Genomic DNA, 14,116 nt, shown 5'->3' on the forward strand with positions numbered 1-14,116 from the left:
CCCATGACAAACACATCCCTCGCCATCAACCATGTGGGCTTCCTCACACCAGGCAATTACCGGGACGACAATCCATATGAAGGATTGGAAAATACGCTCCAACTGCTGGAATTCGGCGAGAAACTGGGATTTGACAGCGGCTGGGTGCGGCAGCGCCATCTCGAACACGGCATATCCTCCGCGGGCGTGTTCCTTGCCGCAGCAACCCAGCGCACCAGCCGCATCCAGCTGGGCACAGCGGTCATCCAGATCGGTTATGAAAGTCCCTATCGGCTCGCCGAGGACCTTTCAACTGTCGACGTCCTGTCGCGTGGCCGGCTCAACATCGGCCTGAGTGCAGGGACGCCCGCCCATGCGGAGCTGCTCGGCCCACGGGTGTTTGATGGCAACTGGAAGGAATACGACCTTTCCCACGAGCGCGTCATTCGCTTCGCCGAAAACCTGCGCGGTGGATTTCTCGCCGATCCCCAGACCGTCATCGCAACGCCGGGCGGGCCGCAACGGCCGCGCCTGCAACCCCATGCCGAGGGGTTGGTCAACCGGATCTGGTATGGCGGTGGGTCGCTCCGATCCGTGGGATGGGCCGGCAGGAATGGCTTCAATCTCATGATCGGCAATGTGACCGCCGGTGAAAACACCGACGATTTCTTCGAAGCTCAGGGCCGCCAACTCGACGCATACCATCACAATCTCGACGGCATCTTCCGCCGCGTGTCGCTTGGACGTGTCATTGTCCCGACTGACAGCGCGGATGCTGGTACCCGCAAGAAATATGCCGACTATGCCGCGAGCCGTCATGAGCGCACCCTGAAGCCGCAGGGCGAGCGTCGTACCCTGTTTCCCAAGGATCTTGTGGGAACATCCGAGCAGATCCTCGAACAGCTTTTCAACGACCCGATTGTTGCGCGCGTCGGAGAATTGCGGCTGGAGCTGCCCTACGAGTTCCAACAGCACGAATATCAGCAAATCCTCTCCGATTTCATCTCCCACATCGCTCCGGAAATCGGCTGGGGCAATCAGCCCGTGCGCATCAGTGCGGGGGCACGGCGCTGAAAAACAACCACAAACCACACTCAAGGGGTTATCCATGACAACCAGACTGCGACTTCTATCCTTTGTGGCCGGGGCATTCATTGCCGCCACCACCCATCTCGCCTTTGCAGCCGGAGACGGCTTCGATCTCAGCCCGGACCAGAAAGACCGCGTGCGGGCCGAGAAAAACGAGAAGGCCATCGAATCCGTATCCAAGAGCTTCAAATTCGTCAGCGACGGCAAGCTCACCATCGGGCTGCACCCGTCCAACCCGCCGCTCAGCACCTATGCCAGCGATGCCACCACCGTCGTCGGTTTTGACGTCGATCTTGCCCAACTGGTGGCGGACAGCCTCGGACGCGAACTGGTACTGGTACCGGTCGCGTGGGCCGATTGGCCGCTTGGGCTTGAATCCGGCAAGTTCGATGCGGTGATTTCCAACGTCACCGTTACCGAACAGCGCAAGGAGAAGTTCGATTTCTCCACCTATCGCAAGGATGAGCTTGGCTACTACGTCAAGGCGGACAGCGCCATCAAGGCCATTAAGGAACCCAAGGATATCGCCGGGCTGAAGGTGATTACCGATGCCGGCACCAATCAGGAGAAAATCCTGCTGGCCTGGGACAAGGAAAATGTCGACAAAGGCCTGAAAGCCATCGAAGTCCAGTATTATGACGATGATGCGGTGAAGTATCTGGCAATCGAATCCGGGCGTGCCGACGCCGTCTTCAGCGTCAATGCAACCCAAGCCTACAAGGCCGCCGTCAACGGCAAGACCAAGCTCGTCGGAACCGTCAGTGGTGGCTGGCCGATCACCGCTGAAGTGGCCGTTACCACGCGCAAAGGCAGCGGCGTGGCGGACGGTGTCACAACGGCGCTTAACGCTGTTATCGCCGACGGCAAATACAAAAAGGTACTCGATCGCTGGAATCTTGGCTCGGAAGCCATCGACAAGGCAACCACCAACCCGCCCGGTCTGCCAAAGAGCTGAGACCCGTTCACATCGAAAGGCCGCACCGGTACAACCGGTGCGGCCTTTTGCTTGGCCTATTCGCCGTAGGGAACCCAGATGTTCTTCACCTGGACAGCGCGGCGCAGATAATCCTTGCCCTGTCCCTGCTGCGTGTTTGCCCAGTCGCGCTGGCGGCCATTGTTGACCCAGGTGGCTTTCAGATTGCCGCACGATGCCTTTTCAACCATCGCACTGCCTTCTTTGGAGCCCACGTACCACAGCGCATCCACTTCGTCGTGTTCAGCCAGGGTCTTCGCCAGAACATCGCGTTCGCCGGTGACGATATTGACCACGCCGCCCGGGACATCCGAGGTGTCCAACACCTGATAGAGATTGGCTGCGAGAAGCGGATGCTTGGTGGATGGCACAGTCACGACACGGTTGCCCATGGCAATGGCTGGCAGAACCAGTGAGATGAACGATAACAGAGGCTGGTCATCCGGACAGACGATACCAACGACGCCCCATGGCTCGTTCATTGCCAGGGTCACATGACGTGACTTGGTGGAATGCACCGCGCCGTCATATTTGTCAGACTGAGCAGCATAGTAGAATATGCGGCGAAGCGCCGTGGCAAACTCGTCAGCTGCCACCTTGGCTGAAACGCCGGTGCTCTCCACCAGCAATGCTTCAAACTCCGCCTGCCGTGCGCTCAAGTTTTCGCCGAGATAGTACAACACCTGCGCCCGGTTATGGGCTGTGACGCCACCCCAGGAACCAGCCTTTGCAGCCGCTTCCACGGCATTGCGGATATCCTTGCGATTGCTGATGCCGGCCTGACCGATGATCTGGCCGCCCTTGCCGACGACCGAATAGCTGTAACCGCCGTCGGGGCGCGCCTGCTTGCCGCCAATGTAGTTCTTGACGGTGCGATCAATTGAACCGCCAAGCGCGACTTTCGCCTCGCCATCCGGCGCTGCCGATGGCTTGAATGCCTGTTCGGCCTTACCGGATGGCAGACGCTTCTCCCAATCCGCGGTCAGGTATTCGTAGAGCCCTTCGCGTCCGCCCTCGCGGCCATAACCGCTTTCGCGGTACCCGCCGAAACCCGCGCCCGCATCCAGCAGGTTGGTCGAGTTGATCCAGACCACACCGGCCTTGACGCGGGCAGCCATGTCGAGGGCCAGATTGATGTTTTCCGACCAGACCGATGCTGCGAGCCCATATTTGGTATTGTTGGCAAGGGCGATGGCTTCGTCGGGTGTGCGGAACGTCGTTGCGGTGGCAACCGGTCCGAAAATCTCCACTTCGCACACGGTCGACGCCGGTTCGACATCGGTGAAGAAACCCGGTGCAAAGAATGCACCCTTGCTGGGCAGTGTTACCGGCGCTTGCCAGAGCGTACCGCCCTCCACCTTGCCCTGTTCTACCAACGATGTAATGCGCTTCAGCTGTCCCTTGGAGACAATCGCGCCGACATCCATGGTCTTGTCGAGCGGATCACCGACCCGCAGGGTTTCCATGCGCTTGCGCAGTTTTGCATAAAACCGCTCGGCAATGCCTTCCTGGATGAGAAGACGCGAACCGGCACAGCATACCTCACCCTGGTTGAACCAGATGGCATCAACCACGCCCTCGACAGCGCCGTCGATATCGGCATCTTCGAACACGATGAAAGGCGATTTGCCGCCCAGTTCCAATGACAGCTTCTTCTCCGAACCGGCAATCTGCTCGCGGATGATACGGCCAACTTCGGTCGAACCGGTGAAGGCCACCTTGTCAATATCGTCATGGCCGCAGATCGCTGCACCCGTGGCGCCATCGCCGTGGACGATGTTGACGACACCAGCGGGCAGGCCGATTTCGTGACAGACTTCGGCGAAAGCAACCGCTGTCAGCGGTGTCAGTTCGGCCGGTTTGAGAACAACCGTATTGCCGGCGGCAAGCGCCGGCGCGATTTTCCACGCCAGCATCAGCAGCGGGAAATTCCACGGGATCACCTGACCGCAGACACCCACGGGTGAAAAGCCTTCGAATTCTGTTTCCACCATCTCCGCCCAACCGGCATGATGATAGAAATGCCGGGCGACCAGCGGAATATCGATGTCGCGGGTCTCGCGGATCGGCTTGCCATTGTCCATGGTCTCCAGAACGGAGAAGAAGCGCTCGCGCTTCTGGATATGGCGGGCAATCGCGTAGAGATATTTGGCGCGTTCGTGACCGGGCAGCTTCGACCATTTGCCGAAGGCCGCACGGGCCGCCTTCACAGCCGCATCGACATCGGCCGCCGTGCCGTGTGCCACCTTCGTCAGAACGGCATCATTGGCCGGATTGATGACGGCAAATGTCTCGCGGCCCTCGGTGCCGGTGAACTTGCCATTGATGAAGTGACCAAAACCCGCCTTGTTGGCATCAAGCCAGCTCTGGACGTCGGTATTGCTCTCTGGTGCCGGGCCATATTCCATCGTGCGAAGAATATCCTTGATCTGTCCCATATTCCTGTTCCTCAAGCGAGTGCGTGGCGCGAAGACGCGGCGTAGCGACCCGTCACATAATGTTCCAGCTGTCGTTCGATATCGCCAAGCATCGAGCTGGCTCCGAGCCGGAACAGATCCGGCTGCATCCACGGCAACCCCAATTCTTCCTTCATCAGGATCAGCCAGTTCATGGCATCCTTAGCCGTCTTCATGCCGCCCGCAGGCTTGAAGCCCACGGTCTGGCCGGAAAGCTCGCCGTAGTCCCGCAAGGCGCGCAGCATCACTAGACTGACGGGCAGCGTGGCGTTGACATCTTCCTTGCCGGTCGACGTCTTGATGAAATCGGCACCGGCCTGCATTGCAACCATCGACGCACGGTAGACATTGCGCAGCGTGTTGAGATCGCCTGTTGCCAGAATGGCTTTCAGATGTGCCTCGCCCGAAGCCTCGCGCATCCGGGAAATTTCATCATAAAGCGCCGACCAGTTCTGGGTAAGAACGTGTTCGCGTGTGATGACGATATCGATCTCCTTGGCACCCTCGCCCACCGCATAGTGAATCTCGGCCAGGCGCTGCGGCAGCGGTGTTAGGCCAGCGGGAAAACCCGTGGCAACGGATGCAACGGGAATGCCCGAACCTTCCAGCGCCTTGACCGCATGGGGAACCATAGTCGGATAGACGCAGACCGCACCCGTTGTAATATGCGCATCGGCTAGTCCGAGCGCTTCCAGAATGTCATCACGCACCGGCTTTTTCGCCTTGGCGCACAGGCGGCGGACGCGGCCCGCCGTGTCGTCTCCGGCAAGAGTCGTCAGGTCGATGCAGGTGATCGCCTTAACGAGCCAGGCTGCCTGATACTCCTTCTTGACCGTTCGCCTGGTGGTCAGTGTCGCCGCCCGGCGCTCCGTAGCCGAACGGTTGACGGCGATGTCCTCGAACCAGTCCGGCAGAAGTTTCGTACCGGTATTGCGCGCGTGGGAATGTGGCATTTGGATTTCCGTGCCCTTTTGGACCAATGGTTGTTGCGTGTTCATCCCCGACCCTTCCTATGATCGATGAAGCGATTGAGCAGGATGGCTGCAACGATGATAATACCGGTGACAGTCATCTGGTAGAAGGAGCCCAATCCCAGAAGATTGAATATGTTGCGGAGAACCTGCAGCAGCATCACGGCAAAAAAGGTACCGAGCACGCCGCCGCGTCCGCCGAAAAGACTTGTACCACCCAGCACGACAGCAGCGATGGCGTCAAGCTCGAGCCCTTGCGCCGCTGTAGGCTGGCCAATGCGCAGGCGCGATGTCAGAAGAATACCGCCCAATGCGGCCATGAACCCTGACACCGCGAAAACCGCCGTGATCATGAACCGGGTCGGCAGGCCGGACAGCCGTGCTGCTTCGGGATTGCCGCCGGTCGCGAAGACATATTCGCCGAACACGGTGAAGCGCAGCACAAGCCCGGCGACAATGCACAGGACAACGAAGATCAGGCCCATCGATGACAGGGAGAAGCCGGGCAGAAGCGGGATCATCGTCGAGCTGATCGACGCGAAACCCTGCGGCAAACCGCTCACGGGTACACCGTCGGTTATCAGATAGGTGATGCCACGGAACGAGACGAGCCCGGCCAAAGTCACGATAAAGCTCGGCACCTGGGCAAGCGCGCTGATCGCCCCCATCCCAGCACCGCAGGCCGTCCCCACCAGTGCCGTTATCGCAACCGCCACGAAGGGGTCAAAGCCATGCGACATCAGCACTGCAACCAGCATGCCGCAAAGCGCAACGACACTGCCGACAGACAGGTCGATATTGCCGGTCAGGATGACGAAGGTCATACCGATGGCAACCACGCCAACAACCGCAGCCTGCTGAAACAGATTGGCAATATTGGTAAAGGTCAGGAAGTTGCTGGACAGCGAGGTCGCGATAACAACCACTGCCAGAAAAATGACGATGAAGTTGTATTCGATCGCCAGATCGACAAGACGCTTGCCGAATGCCGGCGTATCGGCTGGCGGCAATGCGGTTTCAGTGTTGGACATGATTTTCACCCAGAATTGTTGCCCTCAATATTGCGTCGCGGTCCGCAACCGAGGGATCGTATTTGCCGATGTTGCGGCCTTCATGAAATACCCAGATCGTGTCGCAGGCCGCATAAAGCTCATCGAGCTCACTGCTGGCAACGATGACGGCGGCACCTTCCCGCGCGAGCCTGTCGACCAGATTGTAGAGATCTGCCTTGGCGCCGATATCGAGGCCACGGCTGGGCTCGTCGAGGAGCAGCACGCGCGCGCCGTTGATGATCCATTTGGACAGGACGACCTTCTGCTGGTTGCCGCCGGAAAGCTGCACGACAGCCTGCTCCGGCCGGCCATATTTGGTCGACAGGCTTTTCAGAACCGGCGCCGTCTTTTGCTTTTGCAGCGAATGGCGTGTCAGCCAGCTCTCGCGCATCGATGGCAAGGTTGCATTCTTGTAGATCGGGGCGTGCAGGATGAGGCCTTCCGTCTTGCGGTTTTCCGGCACCAGACCGATGCCGCTGCGGATGGCGTGAGCCGGATGACGCGGATGGAACGGCTTGCCTTCCAGCTTGATGTCGCCGTCAAACCTGTTTGCACCGAAGAGCGACTTCAGAAACGATGTGCGGCCGGAGCCGTTCAATCCCGTGAGGCCGACGACCTCGCCCCAGCGCACATCAAGACCGCTGATATCAAGTCCTTCCGGTCCGCGCAGCCGGTTGACGCGGAGCGCGACATCGCCGGTCACCGGCTCACGGGTTTTCCGTTCGATCAGCGAGCGCTGTTTGCCGATGATCGCTTCCACAAGTGCGCCATCCCCGGTGCTCTTGACGTCGAATGTCTCGATGGTCCTGCCACCGCGCAATACGGTGACCCGGTCGCCGATTTCGCGCAGTTCACCCAGCCGGTGGCTGACATAGAGTATGGCAACCCCCTGCCTGACGAGTTCGCGAATGACCTTGAACACACTCTCAAGCTCGGTTTCATTGAGCGATGCCGATGGCTCGTCCATGATGATGATCTTGGCATCCATGGTCAGCGAGCGGGCAATAGCGGTCAGTTGCTGGTTGGCGACCGACAGGGTCTCGACCCGCACTTCCGGTTTGAAATGCGCGCCCACGCGCGTCAACGCTGCGGCTGCCCGTTCCCGGCGCTCCCTGTGATTGATCAATCCAAACCGGCCCGGTGCATGGCCGAGAAACAGGTTCTGTTCGACGGTCAGTTGCGGGACGAGATCGAGTTCCTGATAGATCATCGAAATGCCAAGCCGCGCGGCCTGAGACGGAGAATGCAAGTCAACAGGCTTGCCATCCAGCAGAAGCGAACCATCGGTCGGGCGGAAAGCTCCCGCTATGATCTTGAGCAGTGTCGATTTGCCGGCGCCATTGGCGCCAAGAAGACAATGCACCTCTCCGGCACGGACATTCAGCGAAGCCGACTCCAGGGCGGTGATATTGGGCGGGAATTTCTTCGACACCTGCTGGACGGTCAAAACATCAGTCGTCACTTGCGGCCTCCAATGCATAGCGGGCCGTTGCTTCGTCTGTAACGATAACCGAGACAAAACCGGCCTTCAGGGCAGCCAGGGCTATCTGCAATTTTTCCTCGCCCGCAACGACCCCTATCGAGCGCTGCTTGGTCTTGAGGTAATCAAGCCGAAGCCCAACCGTGCGGTCGTCAATCGTCTGATCAACGATGTTGCCATCCTTGTCGAGGAAGCGACCAAGAATGTCTCCGACGGCGCCCGCATCTTTCAGCCGGTCGATATCGGCCTCTTCAAGATAACCGGAACTGAGCAGCACGGATTCGTGTGTAATGCCGCCCATGCCGAAACAGACCACATCCGCCTGCATCGCAAGTTTGAGAACACGCTCGATGATCGGATCTTCTTCAAGCACTTCGCGGGTGCTTTTCTTGCCCAATATGGCAGGAACCGGCAAAAGCGTGGCGATGCCGTTGCCTGCCTTGGCGAATTCCTCCGCAACGGCACTTGTATGGGTTGAGGTCGAACGCAAATTCGTCGAGCCGTTGACCAGAACCACATGCACGCCCGGGTTCCAGTTGTTCGGCAGGAATTTGGCAACCGCGGACATGGTGCGGCCCCAGGAGACACCGATCAGATCGGCCTTGGGATTGAGGCCCGCCAGATACTTTGCGGCTGCCTGCGCTACACTCTCCATGAGAAGGGCTGAATCCGTTGTTCCGCCCGATGGGACGACGATGGCGTCGCGCAGACCGAATTCCTGTTGCAGGCGCACTTCGAGCTCCGTCCGCCGATAGGCGCGCGGCGTGATCTCGATGCGCACAACCCCCAATTCCTTGGCTTCGATGAGCAATCGCCCTACCTGCCAGCGCGTCAGACCGAGTTCCGTGGCAATCTCGCTCTGGGTGCGCTCAAGATCGTAATAAAGCTTGGCGACGCGCACCATCAGGTGCTCCCGCTGCTCGTCGGAAGGCAACCGGACAGATGGATTGATCCGTGCGTCGCTCATTGTGCAGCCCCCGCCAATTGCCTTGCGCTCAATGCATGCAGCGCCGGCGTCAATGTTTCGGTCGTATCCCGATAGAGCGCCATCGTATCCCGATAGCGCCTGCTGCGCACGGGGTCAGGCTGCACTTCCCGCGTCGGAGCAGCGCAGGCTTCCGACGCCGCGATGAGGTCGGGAAACAGTCCAAGCGCATGGGCGGAACACACGGCCGTTCCGATGAGAGAGAGATTGTCATCACTCGCCACGTGAACGGGCCGGCCGATGGCGTCGATTGTCGCCTGCAACCACAGCGGGTTCTTGCAGATGCCGCCAGCCATGACGATCCGCTCGACGGAAACGCCGCGTTCTTCCAGAACCGCAACGACATTGGCGGAACCAAGCGCAATGGAATCCACCGCCGAGGAATAGATGTCTGCCCTATCATGACTGAGCGACAGGCCGAGGATTGCTCCGCGCAGATCAGCATCCCGGTAGGGTGTGCGGTTACCCATCCAATAATCGAGCGTCAAAAGGCCTGAATCCTGCGCTGAAACCACAGACGCCTGGCGGATCAGATCGCGGTGGCCCTGCTCGTCCAATCCGAAAATCGTGCTGCTGAACCAGTTGAGGATTGACCCGGCCGAAACCTGTCCCGCCTCCACCAGCCACAACCCATCGACGAGTGCATTGGGATAAGGTCCCCAGAAGCCGGTGACATTCCCCTGTTCCTTCAGGTGTGTCAGATGCACAACGGATGTCCCGCCGATGATCAGCATTCCACCCGCAGCAACGGTTCCCGCACCAAGCAGACCGATATGCGCATCGATGCCACCCTGGGCAAGAAGCGGTTGCGAAGCGATGCCAAGGGCTGCCGCAACGTGCGGTTTCAATGATCCGATAGCATCGCCGACCGGAACGATCCTTTGCGGCAGCTTGTCCTGCAACGCGGGAATACCGAGCGCTTCATAGATCTCTGGAACAAACGCGCCATTCTTTGAATCATAATTCCACTTGCAGGCGGCATTCATGCGCGAGCCTACCCACGCGCCGCACAGCCTGTAGTTGATGAAATCCAGCGCTTCGCAAATGATATCAGCCTCGGCAAAGATGGCTGGTTCATGTTCGGCCAGCCACATCGCCTTGGGAACCAGCCATTCGACGGCATCGCCGCCGCCGCTATAGGCCATGACGGGATGATCAACCTTTTCCGTGGCGCGAGCCTCTTTGGCCGCCCGGCAGTCCATCCAGAGAATAGCCGGATAAAGCGGCGTGCTTTCCCTGTCGCAAATCACAACGGAGGAAGCAGTCGTGGCAACACAAACCGCAGCTATTTCAGTCGATCCACATTGCTCGACGGCCTGACGGCCGGCCCTCAGAAGCGCATTCCACCACTCCTCTGGCTGCTGTTCTGCCCAGCCAGCATGGGGATATATGGTGGAATAACTGGCTTCCGACAGCGAGAGCATGGTCCTGCGCTCGACATCGTAAACACCGGCGCGGACTCCTCCCGTGCCAAGATCAAAGTTCAGGACAAGTGTCATCCTGCCGTCTCCTCCCTCGATTCCCTGCCTCTTTCCGAAGTCTTTCAGGGCCGGAACATGACCTTCGAAAAGAACATGCTCCTGTCAGTCCGGAACTTTTCGAACATTCCCGGCAACTCGGCAAGGTCGAGATCATGGGTTATCATGAATTCCCATTCCAGTGCGCCGGATCCCAGCTTTTCCAGCGTGACCGTCCATTGCGGTCCCGGATAGGGCGCGCCGAACGAATTCCACGAGCCATGCAGCGACACCTCCTGCCGCAGGAAATGCTGGAATGTCTTGTTGTCCAGGGTTACCTCCGCAACCGGAATGCCGATGAAGACCACATGACCGCTCGGTGCGGCCATCTTCACCGCCATATTGATCGATGAAGGGTGTCCGGCGGCTTCGATAATCGTGTCGCAAAGCAGGTTGGCGGGAATGTCCGCACCGGACAGGAATGTGTGCGTTGCACCGGCACGGCGCGCCATGGCCAGCTTTTCCTCCGATACATCGACGGCAACCACATCGCTCGCGCCCATCAGCTTGAGCCATTGAATGGCAAACAGGCCAATCGGACCACAGCCAATGACGCCGCCGCGCCGGCCCATTTCGATACCGCCCGCTTTCCATATGGCATGAATGGCGATGGACGCAGGATCGGTCATGGCGACCGCTCTTGGATCAATCCCCTTTGGTGTTTTCAAAAGGTTGGAAACGGGAACGCAGACAAATTCCGCATAGGCGCCGTCCCGGCGCGAACCGAAATAATCATAGTCACGGCAGCGTGAAAACTGCCCTTTCTGGCACTGGTCGCATTCGAAGCATGGCAGCATCGGTGGAATGGCCACCAGTTCGCCGAGGTCAAAGCCTTCAACGCCTTCGCCAAGCTCAGTGATATGACCGGAAAACTCATGGCCGCAGATGAGCGGCATCCTGTGCGCGCCCTTGATCAGCATGCGCGGCAGATCCGACCCGCACACACCCACCGACGCGACGCGGACAATCACGTGTCCCGGCTTGATCTGTGGTTCCGGGACGTCTTCGAGGCGAATGTCGCCCGGGGCATAGAGAACTGCTGCACGCATCATGGTATCCTGTGGGTATATAATAATGGGAGCTGCGGAACAGGTCTGCTCCGCAGGCTCGGGAGGAGGCCTTACTGGCCGAGAACGTGCGGGCGATATTCGGCAAACAGTCCGGCGCGGGGGAAATCCGCAACATTCTTGGACGTCACCAGTGCCGTGCCCGCATCGACAAAGGACGAAACCGGCTTCTTGGCCGCCGCTTCGCGGGCAACCTGAATTGTCACGTCACCGAGATATTTGGGATCATTCAGCGCTGAGCCGACATAGTTGCCGCCGTCGGCAATGATGGTGAGCGCTTCCGACAAACCGTCCACGCCAGCAACCAGCACATCGCTGCGGTTGTTTTCCTTGAGCACCTGCAGGGCGCCAAGCGCCATATCGTCATTGTGCGCATAGACAACCTTCACATCCGGATTGGCCTGAAGCAGGTCCTGCATGGCGGTGACCGCATTGGCGCGGATATATTCCGCATAGGGACCTTCGACGATGGTGTGACCCGACCCTTCAATGGCGCTGTGAAAACCGTCGCGCCGATCCATCATGACCGCACCGCCGGCATCGCCCTGGATCTCGATGATCTTGGCTTTCTCGACACCGTCAGCCTTCAGGCGCGCGACTACCGCTTCGCCGACCAGCTTGCCCATGTTCTTGTTGTCGCGGCCGACATGGGCGGTCACGCCCTTGCCGTTGACGCTGCGGTCAACCGTAATGACCGGAATACCGGCAGCAACGGCTGCTTCGAGCGATGGCACGACCGCATCGGGATTGACCGGGTTGATGATCAGCGCGTTCACGCCCTGGGTAATCAGATCCTGAATGTCATTGTTCTGCTTGCTGACATCACCGTTGGCATCGAGGAAAACCAGTGTATCGCCGCCGGCCTTGGCGGCCGCTTCCGCTCCTGTCTTGAGCTGCACATAAAACGGCGACTGCAAGGTCACCTGACTGAACCCGATTTTCAGGCCTTCCGCATTGGCTGCGGTCATGCCCAGACCTGCCACCAATGAAATGGCGGTTCCGGCAAAGGCGAATCTGAACAAAAAGCTGCGACGGTTGAGCATGGTTTTCCTCCCCAAAGACTCATTTTTCTGGCAAATCTACATTTGAGCAAATATCGCTCATTTGTTATTTTAGATAATCAGAAGTTGCTGAATGAGTCAACGCGGTTGACAAGATCGCTGGAGAAAACAAATAAGCAGTTGAAATATATGTGATATTCATCCGCCCCATGTGGCGTCTGTCCGGCGAATGCAGAGGGAATGGTGTGAACAAAGGATCCGCAGCAAACCACAAAAGTTGCATTTGCAGGTGAGAGCGCTCTAAGCTCAGCTCTTCGCATCGTGAGTTCGCACCATGTCCAGCCCAATACAGATCACGCCGGAACGCATTGTTGAAACCGAGCGTCTCATCCGGCCGCACATCCGGCATACTCCTGTCATACGGGCCGATCTCGGTGACTTCGGTCTGCCGCCGCGCGGTGTCGATTTCAAACTTGAATTTCTGCAGCACTCTGGTTCGTTCAAGGCGCGCGGCGCCTTTGCCAACCTGCTTACCCGCCCAGTGCCGGAAGCGGGCGTGGTTGCCGCATCAGGCGGCAATCATGGTGCTGCTGTTGCTTATGCCGCCATGCGGCTTGGGGTACCCGCAACCATATTTGTGCCCGGCGTCACCGCACCTGCCAAGGCGGACCGCATCCGCAGTTACGGTGCAAACCTCGTTGTTTCCGGAGACCGGTATGCCGATGCCCTGGCGGCGAGCGAGCAGTTCGTGGCGGAACGCAGGGCCATGCCGGTTCACGCCTTCGATCAGCCGGAAACCCTGCTCGGCCAGGGAACGCTTGGCCTGGAAATCGAAATGGACCTGCCTGCCATCACGACCCTTTTGGTCGCGGTGGGTGGCGGCGGCCTGATTGGCGGGATTGCCGCCTGGTTTTGCGGCCGCGTCAAAATCGTCGCTGTCGAACCGGAGGGGGCACCGACCCTGCACAGGGCATTCAGCGCAGGCAGACCCGTTGATGCGCCGACGGAAGGCATCGCCGCCGATTCCCTGGCGCCGAGGCGCGTCGGAGAACTGATGTTCCCGTTTGCCCGGGATTTTGTCGCGCAGTCCGTGCTTGTCTCGGACGATGACATTCGAGCTGCGCAATCCGCCCTTTGGGAGCGGCTGCGCATTGTCGCTGAGCCCGGTGGCGCCGCCGCCTTTGCTGCGCTTCTGGCACAGAAATATGTTGCCGGTCCGGACGAGCGTGTTGGCGTTCTCCTGTGCGGCGCAAATACGGGCGCTGTGCACTTTTAAGAGGGCTGCACCTGCACGCCTTGCATCCAACGACGAAAGCCCCGCTTTTGGCGGGGTTGTGTTTGTGTTTTGGGAGAAGCTGGTTTTTGTTGGTTGCGGGGACAGGATTTGAACCTGTGACCTTCAGGTTATGAGCCTGACGAGCTACCGGGCTGCTCCACCCCGCGCCACCATATCGCCGCTTGGCGATGGAAGTAATTATGCTCTTACATTGGTGTTATTGCAAAAGCAAAAGGCCGCTTTAGGCGGCCTTGGATGCGTTGGTATGGA

Annotated in this window: 11 protein-coding genes and 1 tRNA gene; 3 read left to right on the plus strand and 9 right to left on the minus strand. The window is 59.1% G+C overall.

The features are described from left to right. Positions 1–3 precede the first annotated feature (3 nt). A complete protein-coding gene (locus ACP7B1_RS23940) occupies positions 4–1,053 on the plus strand; it encodes an LLM class flavin-dependent oxidoreductase (protein ID WP_346305139.1) in 1,050 nt (349 codons plus the stop codon). Between the two features lie 34 nt (positions 1,054–1,087). Further along, the gene (locus ACP7B1_RS23945) at positions 1,088–2,023 is read left to right on the plus strand and encodes an ABC transporter substrate-binding protein (protein WP_346305140.1); all 936 of its coding nucleotides are present in this window, start codon (positions 1,088–1,090) and stop codon (positions 2,021–2,023) included. Positions 2,024–2,079: 56 nt separating this feature from the next. Here the strand turns inward: ACP7B1_RS23945 and ACP7B1_RS23950 are convergent, their stop codons facing one another. From ACP7B1_RS23950 to ACP7B1_RS23985, 8 genes are all read right to left on the minus strand, one after another. Further along, positions 2,080–4,479, minus strand: coding sequence for an aldehyde dehydrogenase family protein (locus tag ACP7B1_RS23950; protein ID WP_346305141.1), 2,400 nt, complete (start codon positions 4,477–4,479; stop codon positions 2,080–2,082). 11 nt (positions 4,480–4,490) lie between these two features. Then, positions 4,491–5,450: a deoxyribose-phosphate aldolase gene (deoC, locus tag ACP7B1_RS23955; RefSeq protein ID WP_346305142.1), complete on the minus strand. Its 960-nt coding sequence runs from the start codon at positions 5,448–5,450 to the stop codon at positions 4,491–4,493. Between the two features lie 41 nt (positions 5,451–5,491). Then, the gene (locus ACP7B1_RS23960; protein ID WP_426137384.1) at positions 5,492–6,499 is read right to left on the minus strand and encodes an ABC transporter permease; all 1,008 of its coding nucleotides are present in this window, start codon (positions 6,497–6,499) and stop codon (positions 5,492–5,494) included. Next, positions 6,486–7,982 (minus strand): sugar ABC transporter ATP-binding protein, encoded by a 1,497-nt coding sequence (locus ACP7B1_RS23965; RefSeq protein WP_426137385.1) that lies wholly within the window; start codon positions 7,980–7,982, stop codon positions 6,486–6,488. The genes ACP7B1_RS23960 and ACP7B1_RS23965 overlap by 14 nt, the downstream gene beginning before the upstream one ends. After that, complete coding sequence (locus ACP7B1_RS23970; RefSeq protein WP_346305145.1) at positions 7,972–8,967, minus strand: sugar-binding transcriptional regulator; 996 nt, start codon at positions 8,965–8,967, stop codon at positions 7,972–7,974. Before ACP7B1_RS23970 ends, ACP7B1_RS23965 begins: the two co-directional genes overlap by 11 nt. Continuing rightward, positions 8,964–10,484, minus strand: coding sequence for an FGGY-family carbohydrate kinase (locus ACP7B1_RS23975; protein WP_346305146.1), 1,521 nt, complete (start codon positions 10,482–10,484; stop codon positions 8,964–8,966). The genes ACP7B1_RS23970 and ACP7B1_RS23975 overlap by 4 nt, the downstream gene beginning before the upstream one ends. 44 nt (positions 10,485–10,528) lie before the next feature. After that, a complete protein-coding gene (locus tag ACP7B1_RS23980; RefSeq protein ID WP_346305147.1) occupies positions 10,529–11,551 on the minus strand; it encodes a galactitol-1-phosphate 5-dehydrogenase in 1,023 nt (340 codons plus the stop codon). 71 nt (positions 11,552–11,622) lie between these two features. Then, entirely contained in the window at positions 11,623–12,612 is a 990-nt protein-coding gene (locus ACP7B1_RS23985; RefSeq protein WP_346305148.1) for a substrate-binding domain-containing protein, read from the minus strand. A gap of 292 nt (positions 12,613–12,904) precedes the next feature. On the opposite strand from ACP7B1_RS23985, the gene ACP7B1_RS23990 reads away from it, so the two are divergent. Continuing rightward, the gene (locus tag ACP7B1_RS23990) at positions 12,905–13,846 is read left to right on the plus strand and encodes a threonine/serine dehydratase (RefSeq protein WP_346305149.1); all 942 of its coding nucleotides are present in this window, start codon (positions 12,905–12,907) and stop codon (positions 13,844–13,846) included. A 90-nt stretch (positions 13,847–13,936) separates the two neighbouring features. Here the strand turns inward: ACP7B1_RS23990 and ACP7B1_RS23995 are convergent. After that, positions 13,937–14,013 (minus strand) — tRNA-Met (locus ACP7B1_RS23995). Positions 14,014–14,116 lie beyond the last annotated feature (103 nt).

This window comes from Phyllobacterium sp. SL163 (assembly GCF_049896885.1).
In the GTDB taxonomy this organism is placed as follows: Bacteria; Pseudomonadota; Alphaproteobacteria; order Rhizobiales; family Rhizobiaceae; genus Phyllobacterium; species Phyllobacterium calauticae.